Annotated in this window: 23 protein-coding genes; 9 read left to right on the forward strand and 14 right to left on the reverse strand. The window is 49.2% G+C overall.

The features are described from left to right. Positions 1 to 133: 133 nt before the first annotated feature. The 4 genes from DFR62_RS15620 to mutY form a co-directional block, all read right to left on the reverse strand. A complete protein-coding gene (locus DFR62_RS15620; RefSeq protein ID WP_121301211.1) occupies positions 134 to 1879 on the reverse strand; it encodes an ABC transporter ATP-binding protein in 1746 nt (581 codons plus the stop codon). Positions 1880 to 1939: 60 nt separating this feature from the next. Next, positions 1940 to 2485 carry a nucleoside tri-diphosphate phosphatase gene (ntdP, locus tag DFR62_RS15625; protein ID WP_058381347.1) on the reverse strand — a complete coding sequence of 182 codons (546 nt, stop codon included), beginning with the start codon at positions 2483 to 2485 and terminating at the stop codon, positions 1940 to 1942. A 103-nt stretch (positions 2486 to 2588) separates the two neighbouring features. Further along, entirely contained in the window at positions 2589 to 3335 is a 747-nt protein-coding gene (gene fabL / locus DFR62_RS15630) for an enoyl-[acyl-carrier-protein] reductase FabL (RefSeq protein ID WP_121301212.1), read from the reverse strand. Continuing rightward, positions 3332 to 4396: an A/G-specific adenine glycosylase gene (gene mutY, locus DFR62_RS15635; protein ID WP_121301213.1), complete on the reverse strand. Its 1065-nt coding sequence runs from the start codon at positions 4394 to 4396 to the stop codon at positions 3332 to 3334. The genes fabL and mutY overlap by 4 nt, the downstream gene beginning before the upstream one ends. Positions 4397 to 4533: 137 nt before the next feature. Here mutY and DFR62_RS15640 point away from each other — a divergent pair, with 137 nt between their 5' ends. Further along, on the forward strand, positions 4534 to 5514 hold the full coding sequence (locus DFR62_RS15640) for a metal-dependent hydrolase (RefSeq protein ID WP_121301214.1): 981 nt from the start codon (positions 4534 to 4536) through the stop codon (positions 5512 to 5514). 45 nt (positions 5515 to 5559) lie between these two features. Here the strand turns inward: DFR62_RS15640 and DFR62_RS15645 are convergent, their stop codons facing one another. Genes DFR62_RS15645 through recX form a run of 3 tightly spaced genes read right to left on the reverse strand, consistent with a single transcriptional unit; the run spans position 5560 to position 6950 of the window. Further along, positions 5560 to 5814, reverse strand: a complete 255-nt coding sequence (locus tag DFR62_RS15645) for a YfhJ family protein (protein ID WP_101189901.1) — start codon at positions 5812 to 5814, stop codon at positions 5560 to 5562. 4 nt (positions 5815 to 5818) lie between these two features. Continuing rightward, on the reverse strand, positions 5819 to 6151 hold the full coding sequence (locus tag DFR62_RS15650; RefSeq protein ID WP_058381352.1) for a YfhH family protein: 333 nt from the start codon (positions 6149 to 6151) through the stop codon (positions 5819 to 5821). Continuing rightward, positions 6144 to 6950 (reverse strand): recombination regulator RecX, encoded by an 807-nt coding sequence (gene recX / locus DFR62_RS15655; RefSeq protein ID WP_121301215.1) that lies wholly within the window; start codon positions 6948 to 6950, stop codon positions 6144 to 6146. The genes DFR62_RS15650 and recX overlap by 8 nt, the downstream gene beginning before the upstream one ends. A gap of 99 nt (positions 6951 to 7049) precedes the next feature. On the opposite strand from recX, the gene DFR62_RS15660 reads away from it, so the two are divergent. From DFR62_RS15660 to DFR62_RS15670, 3 genes are all read left to right on the forward strand, one after another. Further along, positions 7050 to 7949 (forward strand): TIGR01777 family oxidoreductase, encoded by a 900-nt coding sequence (locus DFR62_RS15660; RefSeq protein WP_121301216.1) that lies wholly within the window; start codon positions 7050 to 7052, stop codon positions 7947 to 7949. 41 nt (positions 7950 to 7990) lie between these two features. Then, on the forward strand, positions 7991 to 9355 hold the full coding sequence (rlmD, locus tag DFR62_RS15665) for a 23S rRNA (uracil(1939)-C(5))-methyltransferase RlmD (RefSeq protein WP_121301217.1): 1365 nt from the start codon (positions 7991 to 7993) through the stop codon (positions 9353 to 9355). 138 nt (positions 9356 to 9493) lie between these two features. Continuing rightward, on the forward strand, positions 9494 to 10045 hold the full coding sequence (locus DFR62_RS15670; RefSeq protein WP_121301218.1) for a flavodoxin family protein: 552 nt from the start codon (positions 9494 to 9496) through the stop codon (positions 10043 to 10045). Positions 10046 to 10159: 114 nt separating this feature from the next. Here DFR62_RS15670 and DFR62_RS15675 read toward each other — a convergent pair whose 3' ends face one another. Beyond that, positions 10160 to 11332, reverse strand: coding sequence for an MFS transporter (locus DFR62_RS15675; protein WP_121301219.1), 1173 nt, complete (start codon positions 11330 to 11332; stop codon positions 10160 to 10162). 79 nt (positions 11333 to 11411) lie between these two features. Here DFR62_RS15675 and DFR62_RS15680 point away from each other — a divergent pair, with 79 nt between their 5' ends. The 3 genes from DFR62_RS15680 (at position 11412) to DFR62_RS15690 (ending at position 14353) form a co-directional block, all read left to right on the forward strand. Continuing rightward, positions 11412 to 11792, forward strand: coding sequence for an OsmC family protein (locus DFR62_RS15680; protein ID WP_121301220.1), 381 nt, complete (start codon positions 11412 to 11414; stop codon positions 11790 to 11792). Between the two features lie 321 nt (positions 11793 to 12113). After that, a complete protein-coding gene (locus DFR62_RS15685) occupies positions 12114 to 12311 on the forward strand; it encodes an SE1561 family protein (RefSeq protein ID WP_058381359.1) in 198 nt (65 codons plus the stop codon). Between the two features lie 167 nt (positions 12312 to 12478). Next, a complete protein-coding gene (locus DFR62_RS15690; RefSeq protein ID WP_121301221.1) occupies positions 12479 to 14353 on the forward strand; it encodes a heavy metal translocating P-type ATPase in 1875 nt (624 codons plus the stop codon). Positions 14354 to 14381: 28 nt separating this feature from the next. On the opposite strand, the gene DFR62_RS15695 is transcribed toward DFR62_RS15690, so the two are convergent. Both DFR62_RS15695 and DFR62_RS15700 read right to left on the reverse strand, forming a co-directional pair. Then, a complete protein-coding gene (locus DFR62_RS15695) occupies positions 14382 to 15296 on the reverse strand; it encodes a YihY/virulence factor BrkB family protein (RefSeq protein WP_121301222.1) in 915 nt (304 codons plus the stop codon). 11 nt (positions 15297 to 15307) lie between these two features. Continuing rightward, positions 15308 to 15769 carry a YtxH domain-containing protein gene (locus tag DFR62_RS15700; protein WP_121301223.1) on the reverse strand — a complete coding sequence of 154 codons (462 nt, stop codon included), beginning with the start codon at positions 15767 to 15769 and terminating at the stop codon, positions 15308 to 15310. Between the two features lie 188 nt (positions 15770 to 15957). On the opposite strand from DFR62_RS15700, the gene DFR62_RS15705 reads away from it, so the two are divergent. Together DFR62_RS15705 and DFR62_RS15710 are read left to right on the forward strand one after the other, a co-directional pair. Further along, positions 15958 to 17319 carry an alanine/glycine:cation symporter family protein gene (locus DFR62_RS15705; RefSeq protein WP_121301224.1) on the forward strand — a complete coding sequence of 454 codons (1362 nt, stop codon included), beginning with the start codon at positions 15958 to 15960 and terminating at the stop codon, positions 17317 to 17319. A gap of 58 nt (positions 17320 to 17377) precedes the next feature. Then, a complete protein-coding gene (locus DFR62_RS15710; RefSeq protein WP_058381364.1) occupies positions 17378 to 17599 on the forward strand; it encodes a DUF1128 domain-containing protein in 222 nt (73 codons plus the stop codon). Between the two features lie 624 nt (positions 17600 to 18223). Here the strand turns inward: DFR62_RS15710 and DFR62_RS15715 are convergent. The 4 genes from DFR62_RS15715 to DFR62_RS15730 form a co-directional block, all read right to left on the reverse strand. Continuing rightward, positions 18224 to 19222: a class I SAM-dependent methyltransferase gene (locus DFR62_RS15715; protein WP_121301225.1), complete on the reverse strand. Its 999-nt coding sequence runs from the start codon at positions 19220 to 19222 to the stop codon at positions 18224 to 18226. Next, positions 19219 to 20526 (reverse strand): FAD-dependent oxidoreductase, encoded by a 1308-nt coding sequence (locus DFR62_RS15720; protein ID WP_121301226.1) that lies wholly within the window; start codon positions 20524 to 20526, stop codon positions 19219 to 19221. Before DFR62_RS15720 ends, DFR62_RS15715 begins: the two co-directional genes overlap by 4 nt. A gap of 110 nt (positions 20527 to 20636) precedes the next feature. Then, entirely contained in the window at positions 20637 to 21548 is a 912-nt protein-coding gene (locus DFR62_RS15725; protein WP_121301227.1) for a pseudouridine-5'-phosphate glycosidase, read from the reverse strand. Further along, positions 21545 to 22639: a carbohydrate kinase gene (locus DFR62_RS15730; RefSeq protein WP_121301228.1), complete on the reverse strand. Its 1095-nt coding sequence runs from the start codon at positions 22637 to 22639 to the stop codon at positions 21545 to 21547. The genes DFR62_RS15725 and DFR62_RS15730 overlap by 4 nt, the downstream gene beginning before the upstream one ends. Between the last annotated feature and the right edge of the window lie 90 nt (positions 22640 to 22729).

The raw sequence follows: 22729 nt of genomic DNA on the forward strand, positions 1-22729 counted from the left end.
TTAAATTATTCAGAACATTCTCCGTGTTTCCATTATACGTAATATTAGTAGTAATGCAATAGTTTTCGGGAGATTGGCGAAAGCCTTCCTTCCTATTGAAAAAGCTCCCCAAAAATTGGGGAGCTTGAAATAGTTAACCTATGTTCTGCACTTGGAATAGTTTGTAATAGACGCCACGCTTTTGCAACAGCTCTTCGTGCGTGCCTTGTTCAGCCAATTGGCCGTTGTCGATGACCAGGATTTGGTCGGCGTGGGTAATGGTCGACAAACGGTGCGCGACCATCAATGTTGTGCGGTCGTGCGCAAGGCGTTCCAAGGAATCCTGGATCAGCGCCTCGCTTTCGAGGTCGAGTGCGGATGTCGCTTCGTCCAAGATGAGGATCGCCGGATCTTTCAGGAAGACACGGGAAATGGCGATGCGCTGTTTTTGGCCGCCAGATAACTTGACGCCGCGTTCGCCGACTTTCGTATCGTAGCCTTCCGGTAAGTTTTCGATAAATTCATGGGCATTCGCCGCTTTGGCTGCCGCGATGACTTCCTCATCGGTCGCATCGGGTTTGCCCATCAGGATATTTTCTTTGACCGACTCACTGAACAGGATCGAATCCTGCAGGACGAGACCGATCTGATCGCGCAAGGAATGAATCGTCACGTCTTTTAGGTCGTGGCCATCCATACGGATCGTACCTTCCGTGGCATCATAGAATCTCGGGATGAGTGAGACGATCGTCGATTTGCCTCCGCCGCTCATGCCGACAAATGCCACTGTTTCTCCTGGACGGACCGTGAAGTTGAGATTCGACAGCACTTCACTTCCCCCGTCATTATAATGGAACGAGACGTTATGGAATTCAAGCTTGCCATCGACGCGCCCAAGTTCGCGCGCACCTTGTTTATCCGTTACGTCGTATTCCTCATCGACCATCTCGAAGACACGGTCCATCGAAGCAAGTGACTGGACGAGTGTTGTTGACGAGTTGACGAGGCGGCGCAGTGGATTATACAAGCGTTCGATGTAAGCGATGAACGCCACCATCGTCCCAAGCGTCAAATTCCCCTGGATGACCTGGTAGCCGGCGTAGCCGATGACCAATAGCGGTGCCACGTCGGTGATGGTGTTGACGACCGCGAATGCCTTGGCATTCCATTTCGTATGGTCGATCGCTTTTTCCAGGAATTGATCGTTCGTGTTATTGAAAATCTTTTCTTCATGCTTTTCGAGTGCAAAGCTTTTGATGATGCTCATGCCTTGCACGCGTTCATGCAAATAGCTTTGGACATTGGCAAGCGCCTGGGAACGCTCGCGCGTCAAATCGCGCAAGCGGCCGAAGAAATACTTGACGCTGAATGCATAAAACGGAAACGCCAACAGCGCAACAATCGTCAAGGAGACGTCCATGGTGAGCATGATGATGATGGCGATGAGAATCGTCGCGACATCGAGCCAGACGTTCATCAAGCCGATCATGACGAAGTTTTTCGTCTGCTCGACATCATTGATGACCCGTGAAATGATTTCCCCGGCCCGTGTGTTTGCATAATAGCGCAAGCTCAGGCGCTGCAGGTGGCTGTAAAGATAGCCACGGATATCGTAGAGAATTTTATTGCTGACGTATTGCGCGTAATATTGCCGGAAATATTCGATCGGCGGGCGCAGCAGGAAGAACACGATCGCCGTGCCCCCGAGCCATAGATAAAGCTGGCTGAGTTTTTCCGCATCCGATAATGCCTCTGCGCCGATGATATCATCAATGACGATTTTGATTAAAAGAGGGATAAAAAGAGGGATCGCAAACTTGAATATCCCGATGAAGATCGTCAAGGCAATCTGCCAATAATAGGGCTTGACGAATTTCATATAGCGTTTCATACTGCTCAAACTGTTCACTCCATTCTGTTCAAAACGAAAAACCTGTTGGCAGGCAACAGGTTTTCCATGTTAATCATGAATCCGGTTATGCTTATGAAATTCATACCGGCTCGTCCATACTTCGATAAAGTCCTGGGCAAAAGGGCCTCTTCTTTGCTTGATCCAGCTGATCAGCTTGTCCACGTTTCGGTAGAGTATTTGATCGATGACTTCTGGGTAGCCCATTTGCCGCTTATGGTCTTCAAATTCGTCTTCATCCAACAGCGTGTAAGACATATCCGGAAACACTTTTACATCCAAGTCATAATCGATGTATTTCAACGATCCATTATTGTAGACGAACGGGGAGCTGATATTGCAATAATAATAAACGCCGTCGTCACGCAGCATGCAGATGATGTTGAACCAATGTTCGGCATGGAAATAACAGATCGACGGTTCTCGCGTCAACCATGTCCTGCCGTCCGATTCCCTCACCAGCGTGCGTTCGTTCGCGCCGATCACAATATTGTTCGTCCCTTTCAGTACAGTTGTTTCCTGCCAGACACGGTGGATGCGTCCGTTGTGCTTGTAACTGTGGATCTGGATTGTTTCACCCTCCGCAGGAACCGCCATGCACCATCCCACCTTTTCGTCTAACTATCACTATATGTTATCTCCCGTTCATTATATCAATCAATTCTGAAAACATACAGCAATAAGCCGAAAGTTGCGAGAATCACATGACGATAGACCGACCTCCGTCGACGATGATCGTCTGTCCACGGATCATATCGGCATGGTCAGAAATGAGGAACATCGCGGTTTTCACCATGTCATCGATTTCGACCATGCGCCCAGCTGGCGTGTTGTCGCGCGCATCGCCGAGCAGTTCTTCGCGGTTCGGGAAATGCTTCAACGCTTCCGTATCGAGCGCCCCGCCGGAGACGGTATTGACCGCGATATTTTTCGGCGCGAGTTCCACCGCCAAATAACGGGTGATCGATTCTACGGCTGCTTTCGATACGCCGATCGTCGTGTAGTTTTCCAAATAGCGGATCGAGCCGAGCGAGCTGATGCCGATGATCTTGCCGCCTTTGTCCATCAGTTTTGCTGCTTCCTGTGCGCCGAACAACATCGCTTTGGCGTTGATGTTCATGGTCCAGTCCCAATGGGATTCTTCCAGTTCCATAACTGGGCGCAAGACGCCGGATGCCGCATTCGACACAAAGACATCCAAGCGGCCAAATTCTTCTTTGATCGTCTCGAACATGGCGCGCAACTTATCGACGTCGCCAACATTGGCACGCACGAGCAACGCTTTTCTGCCTCTCGCTTCAACTTCTTTTACGGTATCGAGTGCAGCCGTTTTGCTGCGCGCATAGTTGACGACGATATCATAGCCCTCTTCCGCAAGCGCAATTGCCATCGCTTTTCCTAGCCCACGGCTGCTGCCTGTTACTAACGCCACTTTTTGTTCTGTCATTTTGCTACATCTCCTCTTTGCTCTAAAGCTGTCTTCATTTTTTGTCCGGGCCCGGCAATCGGTAAATTCTCCAATTGTTCCGGTGTCACCCATTTCATGTTTTCAGGCGGCGTGAATTCTCCCGCTCTGGCCAAATAGCCATCCACATTCCATGTTAAATGAGAAAAGACATGTTTGAAAGCGGTAATTTTCTCGACATCAGAAAGCTCGCCGTTTAATGTCTCTACATATAATTCACCGACTTCATTCGCTTCGAGCGGTGCGGTCAGCTCAAGCATCGGATACTGCCACATGCCTGCAAGCAGTCCTTTTCCTGGGCGCTGCTCCATTAAAAGCTTGTCCCCGCTCCAAATTGCCATCATGGCGAAATCGGCATTGCGATTTTTCTTCGCTTTCGTCTTAACCGGCAATTCAGTCTCCTTGCCGGCGTGAAATGCTTCGCAATGATCGCGAACCGGGCATAACAGGCATTTTGGCGATGTCGGCGTGCAGATGAGCGCACCGAGTTCCATCAATCCTTGGTTGAATGAAGATGGGTCTTCGTGGCTGATCAATTCTGTCACTGCCTGTTCAAACACTTTGCGTGTCTTCGGCTTGGCGATGTCTTCTTCAATCAAGAGGATGCGGCTGAGCACACGCATGACATTGCCATCGACGGCATGTTCCGGCACGCCATAAGCAATACTCAACACCGCGCCTGCCGTATAAGGACCAACGCCTTTCAATGAAGAAATCTCCTTGCGTGTCGATGGCACGATGCCCCCGTATTGTTCGGCGACTTCTCGCACGCCTGCCTGAAGGTTGCGGGCACGCGAATAATAGCCGAGCCCTTCCCAAAGCTTCAATAAACTTTCTTCTTCAGCTTGCGCCAAAGATTCGACAGTGGGAAATTTCTCGACAAAGCGTTTATAATAAGGGATAACCGTATCGACTCTCGTCTGTTGCAGCATGACTTCGGAAATCCAGATTTGGTAAGGGTCGGCTGTACGTCTCCAAGGCAGGTCCCGCTGTTCTTTCCGGAACCAGCCGATCAAATCCTGCTGAAATTGTTGCTTGTCCATATTTATGTTTTCTGCCTCCGTTCGTGCTGATTATTCCGGCCCTGAAGCGGGTATGTATATTTAGGGAATATGCTTATTTTATCAAATGGCGGGCACACAAGATATTATAAACGCTCGCAAAGAAGGGGGATGCGTCGATGGATACAGGAACTCATATCGTCATGGGCATTGCGCTCGGCGGGTTGGCAATGGCCGATCCCGTTGTCGCTGCTCATCCGGCCACTTGGACTGCCGTCATGACCGGCACCATTATCGGCTCACAAATCCCCGATATCGATACTGTTTTAAAACTGCGCGACAACGCGGTGTATATACGCCATCACCGGGGCATAACACATTCAGTGCCGGCCGTTCTGTCATGGCCTATTTTGCTCTCCGGCGCCATCTACCTTATCTTCCCGGAAGCCAATTTGCTTCATTTATGGCTATGGACTTTCCTGGCTGTGTTCCTGCATGTATTTGTGGACATATTCAATTCATACGGTACACAGGCACTCCGGCCATTTTCCAATCATTGGGTGGCGCTCGGCGTCATCAATACTTTTGACCCAATCATTTTCGGCGCGCATGTCGTGGCCCTCATGATCTGGGCGTTCGGAGCCGATCCGGTTTGGACGATGAGCATTTTGTATGTCATCTTGTTCTTCTATTACGTCTCGCGCTTTGCGCTGCAGTCAGCGATCAAGCAGGCGATCCGTAATACGATCCCGGGCACGAATGATGTATTCGTCGCGCCGACGATGCGCTATTTCCAATGGCGCATCGCCGCTGACACCGACCGGCACCATTATGTCGGCCAGGCATATGGCCGCTCGATCAATATCTATGATAAGTTCCTGAAAAAACCGATGCCTGAAAACGACTTGATCCAGACGGCAATGAAAGACAAGAACCTGGATGCCTTCGTCTCGTTTTCCCCACTTTATCGCTGGGAAATCAATCAATACGGAGAAATCTACGAAGTGCGTTTGATTGATTTGCGCTACCGCAGCAACGATTATTATCCGTTTGTCGCGGTTGCCCATCTGGACGAGGACCATAACATCCTGAACTCCTATACAGGATGGATTTTCAGCGAAGATAAATTGAGGAAAAAGCTCGATTTCAGCCATAACTAAACAAAAAAACGGCCGGGGTGCTCGCCCCGGCCGTTTTTTTGTCGTTTAAGAATCGTGCAAAAGATGTGCGTATTTCGGATTGTTCCCCGCAAATTCGTGGATTTTATCGCCATAGCTTTCAATCCACTGGCGCACGACTTTCTCGACGACTGCCGTCCCTTGATAATCATAGCCTGCTTTTGCGTATGAAGATTCAAAATCGGATACTAAAAGTTCAATCCATGTCCGGGCTTTGTCTTCAGACAGCTCCGGGTTTTTTTCTCTCAATTCGATGATTAACTGCTCAATGACTTCTTTCATCGATTCACTTCCCTTCCTTTAATGGGCGGAGCATGGAAATCGGCAGCGCTTCCGTGTATTTGTCGCCGCCCATGCGGTAGCCCCAGGCAAAATTGCCTTTTAAGTAATCAATCTGGAAATAGACATTCGGGTCGCCTTCCACACGGTAGACTTCCCCTGGTTTAAAGTCTTTTGGATCCAGCAGGAACGAAGCCGCCATGATGGCTTTGCGCTCGAGCACTGCGAATTCATTGACGATGCCGAGCTGTTCCGCCTTGCGCGCTTTTTCTTTCAGACGGGCGATTTCATTGCGCAATTCCGTTTCGTCCATTTGTGAATATGGTTTATGTTCACTCATCTTCAAGCTCCTTTTCTTCGATGTACTGGCTGATCACATCGCCCGGGAAGCCTTTTTGGTATAGGCCTTGCTTCACTTTCCGGCTCAGGTCGTTCCCCGACAATTTGCTTTCGTGCTTGCGCCATAGTTTATCCCCTTGCTGGCGGACGCTGTCGATCCATTGGTCTCCGTCGCGTTCAAGATCCAAGGTTTCGATCGCTTGCTTGATGATCGTGTAAGGATAGCCTTTTCTCATCAATGAATCATTGATTTTCTGTTTGACTTGGCTCGGGGTTTTCGACTGTTCTTTCGCTGCGATTTTTTCCGCTAGGCCGGTGGCGACTTCGAGCTGCTCTTCTTCACTGTAATTGGTTAAGACGTCTTTTTGCATAGCCTTATCAATTCCTCTCTTTTGCATATCCTGCTGAATTGCGCGCGGCCCTTTTTTACCGGATTTGATTTGTGTACGGAGCAAGGCTTCCGAAAACTGCTGGTCATCGAGGAAGCTGAGTTCGTAAAGCTTCTTGACCGCTTCATCGATGACGGCTTCACCGAATTCCTTTTCCTTCAACTTCTTGCGGACTTCGCCTTCGCTGCGCATGCGGAAGCCGAGGTAATGCAACGCTTTATTGAATGCTTTTCGGACTTCATCCTCAAAGTTCATTTCTTCGATCGTCCACTGGTCGAGTTCTTTGCCTTTAGTCAATTGGTAGCGGATGATCAAAGTTTCGTCGACACTGAACGCAAATTTTTCTTCCAAATAAATATTATAGCGTTCCGGATTGTTTTTTCCGCGGGTTATTTTCGTAATGATTGGCATCAATTTCCCCTCGCTTCTCCTACCATTATACACTTTGCACGCCCTCTTGGCATATGCTTCGCTCGAATTGGGTATGGGATAGAAATGGAGGCGATGGAAATGAAAATAGCGATAACTGGCGGCACCGGATTTCTCGGTTCTGTCTTAACGGAACTGCTGCAAGAAAAAGGCCACGAAGTGTTTATTTTAACACGTTCAGATAAACCAAAGGAATCGGGCATTACATATGTCCGCTGGCTGTCTGAAGGGGCACGCCCTGAAGCCCAGCTTGAAGGCATCGATGCGCTCGTCAATTTGGCCGGTACGTCGATCAACGAAGGCTTGTGGACAGATAAACAAAAAAAGAAAATTTACGAAAGCCGCGTATCGGCGACGAAAGAAGTACTGCGAATCCTTTCGGCACTTGAACAAAAACCGGAAGTACTTGTTAATGCAAGCGCTGTCGGAATCTATCCTGCTTCTGAACACAAAACTTACACAGAAGCCGACCGCGAATATGGCAATGATTTTCTGGCTGAAACTGTGCTCGCTTGGGAAGGCCTTGCCGAACAAGCGCAAATTGACGGCGTCCGAACATCATATGCACGTCTTGGCATTTTGCTTGGAAAAGAACAAGGTGCACTGCCGTTAATGGCACTGCCGTATAAGCTATTCGCCGGCGGCACAGTCGGCACTGGCAGGCAATGGCTGTCATGGATCCATGTCCGCGATGCGGCGCGCGCGATCCTGTTCGCCATTGAACAGAAAGAACTCACAGGCCCGTTCAATGTGACAGCGCCGAATCCACAGCGTATGAAAACGGTCGGCAAGGAAATCGGCCGTGCACTCGGCAGGCCACACTGGATCCCTGCTCCGTCATTTGCGTTAAAAGCTGCACTTGGCGATAAAAGCAGGCTCGTGCTCGAAGGACAGCGCGCGCTGCCAACCGTTCTTCTCGACCATGGATTTAAGTTCGAGTTCCCAAATTTGCCGGAAGCACTGGCTGACATATACAAATAAGCGTATAATGAAGGGATGACCAACTGAAGGACGTGACCTGCATGACTGAAAAACCAATCATTGAAATGGGGCAGAAATTCCCCTTAACCATTAAAAAACTCGGTATCAACGGAGAAGGCGTCGGCTTTTTCAAGCGCAATGTCGTCTTTGTTCCCGGCGCACTGCCAGGTGAAGAAGTGACAGCACAAGTGACGATCGTGAAACATAATTTCGCGCAAGCCCGGATATTGAAAATCCGTAAAGCTAGCCCCCACCGCCAGACGCCGCCGTGCCCGATTTTTGAAACATGCGGCGGCTGCCAATTGCAGCATTTATCCTATAGCCAGCAACTCGTCGAAAAACGCGACTTGGTATTGCAATCACTCGACCGTTATTTGCGCGGGACGGACATCCAAGTACGCGAAACGATCGGCATGGACGACCCTTGGCATTACCGCAATAAGAGCCAGTTCCAAACACGCAAGAAAGACGGCAAAGTAATGGCCGGCTTGTTTGCGGAAGGCTCTCAGCAGCTGCTCGATATCGAACAATGCCTCGTCCAGCATCCGGATACGGTGAAAATCACCAATGCTGCGAAGCGCATCATTGAAGAATTGAACCTATCCATCTACGACGGCAAATCGATGAAAGGGCTGGTGCGCACGATCGCTGTCCGCACGGCAGTCAAAACCGGTGAAATCCAGCTTGTGCTCATTACGACGCGCAAAGACATTCCGAAAGAGAAAGTGCTCGTCGAACGCTTGAGCGCAATCGATTCGAACTTGGTGTCCATCGTCCAAAACGTCAATACCGAGAAAACCTCATTGGTATTTGGCGACACGACGCGTACGCTGTTCGGCAAACCGACCATTCACGAAGAACTCGGCGAATTGTCGTTCGATTTGTCTGCCCGCGCATTTTTCCAATTGAATCCGGAACAGACCGTCAAACTCTACGATGAAATTAAGCGTGCAGCGAAACTGACCGGCAAGGAATCAGTCGTCGATGCGTACTGCGGCGTCGGCACGATCGGCCTATGGCTGGCGGATTCCGCCCGTGAAATCCGCGGCATGGATACCATTCCGGAAAGCATTGCCGATGCAAAAGCCAACGCGAAAAAACAAGGCCATCAAGCGACTTACGTGACAGGCACGGCAGAAAAATGGCTCGAAACCTGGCGCAAGGAAGGTTATGTGCCGGATGTATTAACAGTCGACCCGCCGCGCACCGGGCTTGCGGATTCGCTTTTGAAAACCATCTTGAAAGTAAAACCGAAACGTTTTGTCTATACGTCATGCAACCCGTCCACGCTTGCGAAAGACTTGCAGCAATTGACGAAGATTTACCGCGTCGAATACATCCAGCCGATCGATATGTTCCCGCAGACTTCGCAAGTGGAAGCGGTGTGCTTGTTGACCTTGAAATAGAAGGTTTCCCGCTCTTTGATTCGCGCTTTGCATACTCTTGACTCCAGCCATTGCATTTGATTTTTTAACAGGTTCTCAGGTTTTGAAAGCATCCACTGCCAGAGCCCAGGTGAAATCAGCTATTCAGGAGGAATTGCCATGAAGCCGTTGATTATCTATTACTCCCATTCCGAAAACAATCAAAAGCTAGCGATAGAACTGCAAAGCCGGATCGGGTGCGAATTGCGCGAAATCAAAGAACAAAAGAAACGGAAAGATATATCGATCTTGATGGATTTCCTCATCAAGCGCGACTCCCGTTTGGCACCGCTGGATTTTGACCTGAGAGAATACAGCCCGGTGATTTTGCTGGCTCCGATTTGGGCTGGAAAAATTGCAGCGCCGATGCGGACCTTTATTAAAAAGTCAAAAGATGGTTTAATCGATTACTCGTTTATCACCATTTGCAGCGGCGGGCCTGGCCAGCGGGAAAAGATCGGCGCAGAACTGCTTGCGCTCACCTCCCGCGAACCATCGGCATTAGCCGAGTTGTGGATCAACAACCTGCTCCCTGAAGAACAGCGCAATAAAATTAAGTACACCAATAAGTTCCGGCTCAAGCGTGAGCATTTCAGCCAATTTGATAAAGAAATCAGGTTCTTCATTGAAATGGCATTGCATGCAGACAAAGAACCCCAAACACTGACATAATCCAAGCGACAGGCAACCGTTAAATACGGTGCCTGTCGCTTTTTTCATGGAATTAAAAAAGTGCAGGAAGCGTCCGCTTCCTACACTTTTGCAGCACCATATTCATTTCAGAATTTAGGCTGTCTGTTTGTGTGGCCCTTTAAAAGCGATGATGGTGAATAAGGTCAATAAGATTCCGGTAATCAACAATAGGAAACTCAGCTGCTCGGTGACTTCAAGAAACAAGCCGCCTGCTGCCGGGCCGATCAAACTGCCGACGCTGAACGCCACGCCGCATAATAAATTCCCAGTCGGCAGCAATTCTTTCGGCATCAAGTCAGTCATATAAGAAATGCCGAGCGAAAAAGTCGAACCGACAAACATGCCAGCCACCACAAATAGAACGAGCGTGAGCCAGGCATTCGATTCAAAGAACGTCGCCACTAAAAATGACAGCCCACCGCCGCTTAGCGCAATCATCAATACCTTTTTCCGTCCGATGCGGTCACTGAGTTCACCGAGCGGCAATTGCGTGGCGATTGCCCCGATGGAAAAGGCAGCAAGAATATAGGAGACCATGCTGATATCGAATGATTGGCGCAAAGCATAGACCGGATAGATCGCGCTCAGTGATGCTTCCAAAAAACCATAGCCGAGCGGGGGCAAAAAAGCGACCCAGCCGATGACGAGAGCCGTCCGAAAGCGCTGCAAGGTTCCTTTGGCGCCCATGGAACTGGCGGAATGCTCCGGAAAATCATTGCGCAGGAAAAACACCAATGACCAGGCAATCAAACAGAGAACCCCGGAAATGATGAACGGCAATGCTTCGAACACTTCGACGAGCGGCACGAATAGCGGACCTGCACCAAAACCGACACTGAACGACATGCCGTAGATCGCGATATTGCGGCCGAGCTTATGGTGAGGCGAAGTGCTGGTGATCCAGGTTTGCGTCGAAAAATGCAGCGCCTGGTCCCCTACGCCGATCAAAATGCGCAAGACAAACCAAAATAAGACGCTTTTCCATAAAGGAAACGAAAGCAAGGCGAGTATGACCATCGCCCCGCCGACGAGAATAAGCGGTTTAAAACCGAACTTTCTCAGCTGTGGCTCCATGAACGGAGCGACAGCGATAATGCCTATGTATAAGCCTGTTGCACTGAGGCCGTTCAGTGCAGACGATACGCCGTCCTGTTCAAAAATGACGGCAATGAGCGGTAGTAGCATGCCTTGTGAAAACCCTGATATCGACACAATGGCGACCAAAATCCAAAAGCGGGCACGTTCGCTTGATAAGAAATATTTCATAATGCCTCCCCGAACGAGCACGTTCTTTTCTATTTTTGGAAGTTTCCGCTACAATTTTAACATAAGGAGGAGATACAAGATGAAATTTTCCATGAATGAAAACGGATTTACCGGGCATTTGCCTTTTGGCGAGCTCCACGTCTCGACTAATGAAGAATACGGATTCCGCCCTTATCAGCTGCTGGTTTCTTCACTGGCCATCTGCAGCGCAGGGATCATCCGCAAAGTATTGGACAAGCAACGGATGCCGGCAGAAGACATCGAAGTGGAAGTGAAGGAAATCGTCCGCGTCGCCGAAGAAGCGGACCGCGTTTCAAAAGTCCATCTGCATTTCCGCATCAAAGGCGATATCAATGAGGCGAAAATGCCGCGCGTTATGGAATTGACGCGTAAAAACTGCTCTATGGTCCGTTCTGTTGAAGAGACCATCGACATTGTGGAGACATACGAATTGATTTAAACACATAAAAGGCTCAGTCCGTTTCTGCATGGCAGATTGCGGGCTGAGCCTTTATGTTTTATGTTTACAGTTCGTTTCCATAATCGCACTGTCGGTGAAGCCACCTAAATGCTCGAATCGCCTCCTCTTTCCTATCGCGTTCTTTATGGTTCGGTGATCCGTCTTGTCCTCCCCTCGTAAAGGATTGATGCAATTATATCACATTAATAGAATAGTGTAAATATTCAATTAATAAATTTTCGTTATTTCCGCATTTTTTCTGTACTATTGATATTCCTTTAGTTATCAGCTACTATATACAATGGAAATGAGGTGGAATCAATGGGAAAATCCATTACTGATAAGGAACAGCAAGTAACTTATATGAAACAAAGGCTCAGCATGTTCCTCGATGTGTTAGATGCCATCGAACCGGAAAGCACGGAGCTTGAAGATATTGACCGGCTGATTGCCATGGTCGACGATTTGGACAACAAAATGCAGCAATTCAAAAACCGTCCATCTACTGAAAACGAATAATCCCCAAGCCCTGAAGCTTTCAATGAAAGCTTCAGGGCTTTTTATGTCATTCGCAAAAGGATTAGCCAAAATGACATATATTAAGCAAAATCCCGCTTCTATCCGGAGATCCGTATGGTAAACTGACAGTAATTACCGATATCTGACTATTTGATGGAGGAGTGGCTATGTGGAATAAAGTTCGGCCTCATATCGAATTGATCGCCGCGGTGTTATCAGGCGTTCTGATCATTATCGCCTATATCCTGGAATTACAGGATATCGCTCTTCCTTCCGTCGCCATCTATTTGCTGGCATTCGTAATCGGCGGCTACGCGAAGGCGAAATACGGCATCAAGAAAACCATCGAAGACAAAGAGTTGAATGTCGAATTCCTGATGATTCTGGCAGCTGTTGGTGCATCCATCATCGGCTACTGGACTGAAGGCGCCATCCTGATCTTCATCTTTGCGTTAAGCGGCGCACTTGAAACCTATACGATGAACAAAAGCCGCAAAGAACTGTCTGCCCTCATGGAGATGCAGCCGGATGAAGCCTGGCTATTGAAAGAATCCGGCGAGACGGTGCGCGTTCCGGTCGGTGAATTGAACACAGGAGACCTGGTCGCCGTCCGGCCCGGTGAGCGAATTCCTGTCGATGGTGAAGTCCATTCCGGACAAACCGCTGTCGACGAATCCGCCATCAGCGGTGAAGCGATTCCGGTGTCCAAATACCAACACGATAATTTATTTGCGGGCACCGTCAATTTGTCCGGTTCGATCACGATGGTGATGACCAAGCCGAGTTCTGAAACGATGTTCCAAAAAATCATCGAGCTCGTGCAATCCGCTGAAAGTGAGAAATCTCCCTCCCAGCAATTTATCGAACGCTTTGAAGGCCGTTATGTCAAAATTGTCTTGATTGTCTTCGTGCTCATGCTGTTCCTCCCCCATTTCTTGTTGGGCTGGAGCTGGAATGAAACCTTCTACCGAGCCATGGTACTGCTTGTAGTGGCATCGCCTTGCGCATTGGTCGCTTCCATCATGCCCGCTACGCTTGCCGCCATTTCAAACGGCGCCAAGAGCGGCGTCATTTTTAAAGGCGGAGCGCATTTGGAGAATTTAAGCGTCATTAAAGCCATCGCATTCGATAAGACCGGCACATTGACACGCGGCAAACCCGAAGTGACTGATTTTATCATCCGCCAAGATGCAAATCGCGAACAGGTGATGGCGCTGGTCGCAGGAATCGAATCCCAATCCAATCATCCCCTCGCAAAAGCAATGACCGATTATGTCATCCAACAAGGATTCGAACCGATGCGCAATCTGCAAGTCGTGGATGTGCCCGGTAATGGGTTGAAAACACAGTTCAACGGCGCTGAAATCCTAATCGGCAAGCCCGGCTTTGTCGGCGAGCATGAAGCTTATGCTTTTGAAGGCGGAATTCTTGAAAATCTGGCGAATCAAGGGAAAACCGTCACTTTCGTGAGGGATGGCCACGGGATTCTCGCTGCTATGGCGCTCAAAGATACTGTTCGCGACATTACCAAATCCACCATCGCCGAACTTCAGGATCGTGGCATTTATTGCATCATGCTCACAGGTGATAACCGTAAAACCGCAAAAGCCATTGCGGAAGAAACCGGTGTCGATGAGTACATCGGTGAATGCCTGCCTGGCGATAAAGTGCAGCACTTGAAAAAACTATTGGCTAAGTACAAATATGTGGCGATGACAGGAGACGGCATCAACGACGCCCCTGCCCTTGCGACAGCAACGACTGGCATCGCAATGGGTGAAGGAACCGATATCGCCCTAGAAACCGCAGACGTTATTTTGATGAAAAACGATTTATCCCGTATTTCCTATTCGATCCGGCTGGCGAGAAAAATGCAGCGTATCGTCAAGCAGAACATCTTTTTCTCCGTCGCCGTCATTATCATGCTTATCTTGTCGAATTTCTTCCAGGCGATTTCTTTGCCGCTCGGAGTGGTCGGACATGAAGGCAGCACAATCTTGGTCATTTTGAACGGATTGCGTATGCTTAACCGCAATGTTTAAAATTCAATACACAAAAGACGGCTCTCCCTCATTTATTGGGGAGAGCCGCCTTCTTTTTATGCAGCCGTTTCCTGGAATGCCGCCTTCCTTGCATGACAGCATTGATTTGCCCGCCGATGATCAACAACATGGCTGAAAGGTAGAGCCACAGCAATAACAGGATGATCCCCCCGATACTGCCATAAGTAGCTGAGAAATTGCCGAAATTATTGATATAGATAGAGAACAAAAATGACAGCAACAGCCATCCGATAGAAGCAAAAGCCGCTCCTGGCAGCACCGTCCTGAAACTAATCCGGACATTTGGCGCAAGCCAATAAATCACGGCGCATACAATGAATGTTATCAAGGCTGGAATGGTGAAACGAATCATCCCCCATAATTCCAGAAACCCTTCTTCAAGACCCAAAAATGCAAAAAAGAACAGGCCGATCTGGCGTCCGAATATAGGCAGCGCTAATGCTACTACCAACATGATAATCAAAAGAATGGTCATCAAAATCGACATGCCTCTCGCTATCAATAAAGGCCTACTCTCCCTCACTCCGTAGGTAGTATTCAAGGATTTAATCAATGCATCCATCCCGAGACTCGCCGACCAAATTGTCGCCAGCACACCAAAAGATAACAAGCCGCTGTTTTGATTCGTCAAGATTTCATTCAAGGTCTGCTCAATCAGCACATACACTTCCGATGGAATGACATCTTGCATAAACAGGAAGACTTCTTCCCTCGGCAGATTCAAATACGGAAGCAAAGTGACGAGAAAAATCAGCAACGGGAATATCGATAATAGGAAAAAAAACGCCAATTGCGCTCCGAGTCCCTGCACATCGACGTCTTTAATCCGTTTCCCTAATTCTTTTATAAATCCACGGCCAGTCAGCACGTCATACCTTGGTTTCCGTACTTGGGACTGGCCGCTTTTTTTGTGTGTTGCCATGAATCTGGCCTTTAGTTGCGATTCTGGTTCTGTGAGTTGGTGTTACTTGATGAAGAGTCGTTTGTAGAAGAATCCTCCGTCAGTGAAGAACTCGGTGACGGGTTGTCTTCTTTGACTGCTGATACAACATCCTCTTTCGATTCGACCACCGCATCCTTCGTTTCCATGACAGCGCCTCTCGCGTCCCGTGCCACTTCTTTCACTTCCGGCACCAACTTCTTGACTTGCTCTACCTTGCCGCCTACATAAGCAGCGTCTTCGGAAATTCGGGAGTAAAGATTCTGTGCACGTTCTGCCTGTTCTTTAAAGGCGGATTTCAGCTCATCTTTATTATTTGCATAATATTTTGCGTTTTCACTTGCTTTTTTCGATTTATTCATCACATCTTCGCGCGTGTTGCTGTCCAAAAGTGAAACTAGTGCCCCTACAGCCGCGCCTACTACTATTCCTGTCATTAATTTGTTTTGGCTCATTCCAAATTCCTCCTAGTATAAATTATAGTTTCCATCATACTTCGAATTTTTCCCTCTTCCTCCATAATCTAAACACTTCGTAAATTATTTTTTAAAAATAACTTGACTATGATATGAAACTTTCGGAATATTAACTCTACAGGAGGAATTTTTTCTAAAGAACAAAGTTTAAAAAAGGAGGAGAAAAGATGGAGGCATTAACAGAATTTCTAGGCACGATTAGCGGTTATGTATGGGGACCGCCGCTTTTGATTCTCCTGGTGGGTACAGGGATCTTCCTGACTGTGCGCTTGGGGCTTTTGCAATTACGCCTCTTGCCATATGCACTGAAGCTGACATTCAGCAAAAACCCTGATAAAGATGCACAGGGCGATATTTCCCATTTCCAGGCATTATCTACGGCGATGGCCGCTACAGTCGGGACAGGGAATATTGTGGGCGTTGCGACCGCCGTCATTCTCGGAGGCCCGGGAGCCGTCTTCTGGATGTGGTTTTCTGCATTCTTCGGGATGGCGACAAAATACGGTGAAGCTGTACTCGCCGTCAAATACCGCATTGTGGATGCACGAGGACAAATGGCCGGCGGGCCGATGTATTATCTTGAACATGGTTTGAAACAGAAATGGTTGGCCGTGCTATTTGCCATTTTCGGCGCAATCGCAGCGTTCGGCATTGGAAACGGCACACAATCCAACTCCGTGGCATCTGTCGTGCGCGATACGTTTTCGGTGCCGACATGGATCACAGGCATCATCTTGACAATTTTCGCTGCTGTCGTCATCATCGGCGGAATCAAGACAATCGGTAAAGTTACAGCATTCTTCGTTCCATTTATGGCCTTATTCTATATCATTGCAGGAATCATCATCATGATTCTGAATATGGATCTTATCCCTGCAGCGCTCGGTACGATTTTCAGTGCCGCCTTTACTGGTGAAGCTGCAGTCGGCGGCGCTATCGGTGCTGCGATCCGTTACGGTGTCGCACGAGGCGTCTTCTCCAACGAAGCGGGCCTTGGGTCTGCGCCAATCGCGGCGGCAGCTGCAAAAACCGATATGCCTGGTCGCCAGGCTTTGGTATCGATGACGCAAGTATTGTTCGATACTTTAATCATCTGTTCGATTACAGGCATCACAATCGTCATGTCCGGTTTGTATCTCGATGACAGCCTGGAAGGTGCTGCGCTTACAACCGCCGCATTCGAGCAGTTCCTTGGCGGTGCTGGCCCGATCATCGTGGCGATCGGCTTGATCTTCTTCGCTTCTTCGACGATCATCGGCTGGTCGTATTACGGCGAGAAATGTTTCCAGTATTTGTTCAAGAATCCAAGCTTGTTGATTGTCTACCGCATCGCTTTCGTCGCGATGGTCTTTGTTGGGGCGACGGTCTCGCTTGACGTCGTCTGGACATTCTCGGATGTCATGAACGGCTTAATGGCTTTCCCGAACTTGATCGGCCTTCTCGGACTTTCTGGTGTCATCGTTTACGAGACGAAGAAAATCACGGCGAAGATCAAGGAAGAGAAAGAACAAGCACGTTCTGGCAATTGACATTCCATTTGAATAATGAAATGATAAAGCATACCCACCCGAAAGGCAGGAATGGATCATGGATTTATCCAAACAATCACCTGAGAACGTCGATTTTATGATTGAAGAAATAAAAACGAAGCTGCGCATGGTCAATGTGGATGCAATGAAAGCAGAGCATTTCAACACGTCCGAGTACGAAGACTTGCGTGAAATTTACGAGATGGTTAAAAATCGCGATAATTTCAGCCCGAACGAAATGCAGGCCATTGCCTCTGAACTCGGTTCATTGCGCAAATAAGAAAAGCCCTGAAGCTAAATGCTTCAGGGCTTTTTTGTGATTCGCTTCGGGGACTCGGCTTACGCCTGTCGAGGGGCCACAGGATGTGGGTCAGCTAACCGTTGCGACAGGACATCGCGTCCTTAGGTTAGCTTCCTAAAAACGGGCGCTTTCGCTTTTCTTTGTCTAGCTTCAGCAACCAGATTCTCGGGTCATAAGCCAACTGTCCTGTGCGGCAAAAAGCGCCGCTTCGGCCATCCGTCTTATGCCTGTCGAATCTAAACGGCTGCTTCAGCTTTTCTTATTGTCTAGCTTCAATGGCCTGACTCCCGGGTCGTAAGCCAATTCCCCTGTGCGGCTGAAAAATGCCGCTTCGGGGACTCGGCTTACGCCTGTCGAGTCAAAACGGCCACTTCAGCTTTTCTTTTTGGCTAGCTTCGACAGCCAGACCCTCGAGGTCACAAGCCATTTTGCTTACGCGGCAAGTAACGCCGCTTCAGCAAACCGTCTTGTGCTTGTCGGGTCTACATGGCTGTCTCAGCTTTTCTTTGTCCAGCTCGATCGCCCAGCTTCTCGGGTCATAAGTCAATTTTCCTGTGCGGCAAAGAGCGCCGCTTCGGAAACTCGCCTTATGCCTGTCGAAGCTTAACGGGCGCTCTCGCTTTTCTTTTCATATTGCACGATGTACCAGCCGCCTTCTTTGATGACAGTGCGGAGACTTAGGAATTCCAGGTTTGATTCTTCTCCCCATTCGATGAGTTCTTCCTTTTTCGGCAGTCGGTAGAGATTGTCGAATGATGAGAAGAAGCTATTGAAGACATTGGCGAACGGCGGGCTGTCCGGGCCACCGGCGATTGGGGTGACGACCGAGAAAATGCCTCCCGGTGCAATCCAGCTGCTGATTTCCTTGAACAAGGCCTGGCGCTTCTCGAGCGGGATATAATGCAGCACGTTATTGAGCATCACCATATCCTGTGGGGATTCTGGTTTGTAATTCCATAAATCCGCCTGCTCGATGGAGACGTTGTTTTGGTTTGCTGTCAGTTCTTTCGCCTTCTCGACAACTTCTTCGCTGATTTCGATTCCCGTGAATTGCGTCGTTGGGAATCGCTGGCCCAATTTCTTTATGTAGCCGCCTTCTCCGCAGCCGATATCAAGCACACGGCGGCAGTCTTTTTCCTTCAATCTCTTGGCCATTTTCGGATACGCCAATACTTCAAGCAAACGGCTTGTTTCTGCGACAGTCGATGCGTGCTCATCTTCATCAAAGTGAAGGCGGCTTTGGTTGCGCATCATTTTCGGGTACTCCAAAAGCGTCGGAATGTGCAGTTCCATCATTTCCTTCAGCAATACACCCGATGAATTATTGCCTTTGGATTTCGGCAATTTCCAGCGGCTCTTTATTTGGTAGCGGTTGCGTCCACTTTCCTTTAAATAGCCAATCGAGACGCCGATTGCTACCCATTGCGCAAGTAGCTGCTCATCGAGTTCTAAAGCATCGGCTACATCAAATTGTGTAACTGGTCGTTCGAATGCCTTAAATAGGTCCAGTTCATAGCCGACATACGCATGCCAGCTGTACAGGAAGGGCTCATTGCGTTTCATATACGTTCTTGCTTTTACCATCTTCATTATATCGATCATATAAGTCCCTCCACTTTCCACGGGTAGTCATCTTCCGGTTTGTAGTATTTCAGTTCTTTCGTGCCTTCTGTCAGTTCCTTCGCGCGTACCGGCATGAACCCGCCTTGGATAAAGCGGTCCCGGACATTCTCTTTCCATAAGCCAAGCCCCGAGACATTCAACATTTGCTTGAAATGAAGAATCGGATCTTCTTCCATGCGCTCAAAAGTGCGTTGGCGCAAATAGCTGACCGGACGATACGGGAATGAATAGGCGAGCGCCGCCAGATGGCTTAGCTGGATGACATGGTCCGCCCGGCGGTAGCGCACTTTCTCGTACCACTTAAGATTTTCCGGGTCGGTTTTTCCATCGGATAAAATGTCAGCCGCAAGCTCACCCAAAACGTCAGCGTCCTGTATCGCCATGTTCATGCCTTCTCCCGCCATCGGATGGACAGCATGTGCCGCATCCCCGATGATTGCTTTATTGCCCTTTACATAGGATTCAGCATGATACATAACCGGAATCATCAACTGGATTTTCTTCCAGTCGGTCAAGCGCTGGACATAGCCGTCTACGGCCGGTGCCAAATCGGTGTAAAGCTTATGGAAATGGCTGATCGGCTTTTCTTTCAAGGTTTTGTAATCCCCTGGCGGAATCAAATAGACGCTGCGCACTTGGTCATCTGGAAGCGGAAATAAACCGAGAAAGCGGTTATAAGTCGAGATGATCTTGCCGTCCGTGAAGTTCTCAGCCCGCGGAAACGTCACCGTCAGGAAATGATGGTTGTACGTCGTCTGCTTCACTTCGATGTCCATCGCTTTTCTGGTCACCGATGACCGGCCTTCCGCCCCGAAGAAAAATTTGGCTTCCACTTCGAACTTTTCGGTTCCTTTTTGAAGAATGGCGGTGTTTTCGGTATATCCTTTGCAAGCAGTGCCTTTCAAGTAACGGAAGTTGTCGTATTCGCAAGCCGCTTTCCGAATGATGGTCTTTAGCTCTTCGTGATGGATCATATAAGCGGCGTTGTATTTTCCGGGCAACACACTGTAATCCATGAACGATTGATCTTTCACTTTCAAGGTGCTGGACAGTTCCAGCATATCGAGCACTTTGATTTCATTGGACCGATCGCAAATCGCATCGTATACATCAAGGCCGTCGAATACTTGCATGCTCTTCGGCTGCAGCAACTCTCCCTTGTAGGTCGGCGAGCGGACAGCCATGCGTTCGGCCAGAACGACATCAAAGCCGCGCCTCGCCAGTTTCAATGCGAGCGTCAGCCCACCTATTCCCCCTCCGCCGATGAACACATCCGTTTTCATGAGCTTCAACTCCTTGACTTTCCTTACCCTGAAAACAAGCCCGTGAAAACAGAACTGCCGGTAAACAATAAAAAAAGACCCTCGAGGGGTCTTTTTTTCACAATTTGTCCTTATAGTGCTCCATATGAAGCGGCCAGTTCCGCGCCGACTTTGGCATTGTGCTTGACGAGTTCGATATTGGCAACCAAGCTCTGTCCTTCCGTCAACTCTTTCACTTTGCCGAGCAGAAACGGCGTGACTTCTTTGCCGTTGATGCCGTTTACTTTCGCTTCTGCCATCGCCTGTTCGATGATGCCATCGATGAAGTCTTTATCGAGTGCATGCTCTTGAGGGATCGGGTTGGCAATGACCGCCCCGCCTTTCAAGCCGAGCGACCATTGCGCTTTCAGGATAGCCGCAAGCTCTTCAGTCGTTTGCGAACCGTAGCTCAACGGGAAGCCGCTGTGGCGTGTGTAGAATGCCGGCATCTCGTCTGTCTGGTAGCCGATGACCGGTACGCCTTTGGTCTCGAGGTATTCAAGTGTCAGCCCGATATCGAGAATCGACTTCGCGCCTGCACAGACGACCGCAACCCCTGTATTCGACAACTCTTCCAAGTCAGCCGAAATATCCATCGTCGCTTCTGCCCCGCGGTGAACTCCGCCGATGCCGCCAGTCGCAAAGACGCGGATGCCGGCGAGCTCTGCACAGATCATCGTTGCGGCAACCGTCGTTGCGCCGATTTTCTTCGTGGCAAGCAATTGGCCGATGTCGCGTCGGGATACTTTCGCAACGTCCGGTGAATTGCCCAGAAGTTCAAGTTCTTCATCCGACAAGCCGATTTTGATTTGCCCGTCCATCAATGCGATCGTTGCCGGAACGGCTCCGTTGTCGCGGACGATCTGCTCGACTTCACGCGCCGTTTCCACGTTTTGTGGGTACGGCATGCCGTGAGAGATGATTGTCGACTCCAAAGCGACGAGTGGTTTTTTCTGTTCGATGGCTTCCTGTACTTCTGTTGAATAGCTGATCATGTTTGTCATTTCAATTCCTCCAGTTCTTTAGTTAACACTGTTTCCGTTAATTCAGGACGCACTGTCTGGCTGCTTGCGAGTGTCTTGGATGCATTGAGCATGCCCATCTGTACCGCTTGATGAAAATCATAGCCTGATAGGTGGGCGTGAAGAAGGCCGCCAGAGAAGGCATCTCCAGCTCCCGTGACGTCTTCTACTTGCTGCGTTTCGATTGCCCGGAAATGCATCACGCCATTTTCGTCGCCCGCCATGGCGCCGTCTTTTCCGCCGGTCACGACGGCTGTTTTTGCGCCTTGCTCAAGAAGCATTTCAACCGAGCGCTTCCAATCCGCTTGATCCTGGATGGAAATGCCGAGCCCGAGGGCCGCTTCGTCGCGGTTCAAAATCAGAAAGCTGACCCCGCTCAAGTCATCTCCTAACCGATCCATTTTAGGGGCTGATACGGGAATGACAGCCAGCGGCACATTCGAAGACGATGCGAGAGCCTGTAGATACATTACAGTTTCTTTCGGGCAGTTCAAGTCGACTGCCAATAGTTTCGCACGCATTAACTTGCTGCGGTGATGCTCCAAGTAGCTAGGCGTCAATTCCGTGTAGATGTCCATGTCCGCCAGTGCCAAAGTCATTTCGCCGTCGGGTTCCAGCACAGCGGTATAGCTGCCGGTTGCGCCTTCCGAAAGCGTTTTGGTCATGGCAGTGTCCATATAAGGCGAAGACACTTCTTCGATGAAACGCCATTCCGGATCGTCTCCGGCAACCGATACCAATTGGACTTCGTGGCCAAGGCGGCCCAGGTTTTCAGCGATATTACGTGCGACGCCCCCGACGCTCCTCGTCACCGTTGCCGGATTCGAGGTGCCGTGGACAGACGGTGCTTTCAAATGGAATTTCCGGTCCACATTCGCCCCGCCGATGCAAAGGATTGCATTTTCTTCGGGCAGCACATATGCACGGCCGAGAATCCTGCCTTGCTTGATGAGCCCGGAAATCAGATTGGCTAAAGATGGCCGTGAAATCCCAAGCGCATCTGCCATTTCTTGTTGGGACAAATACGGATCGCGCTCGATCAGCTCCAGGATTTTCTGTTCGTTGCGATTCATTGGCTCCCTCCTTTTTAAACATTTGTTTATATATTAAACTTTTATAATTATAAATGCAAGCCGTTTTTCATTTCCAGCCCCCGACTATTG

Origin of the sequence: Planococcus citreus, from assembly GCF_003664125.1 — a bacterium.
Taxonomy (GTDB): Bacteria; Bacillota; Bacilli; order Bacillales_A; family Planococcaceae; genus Planococcus; species Planococcus citreus.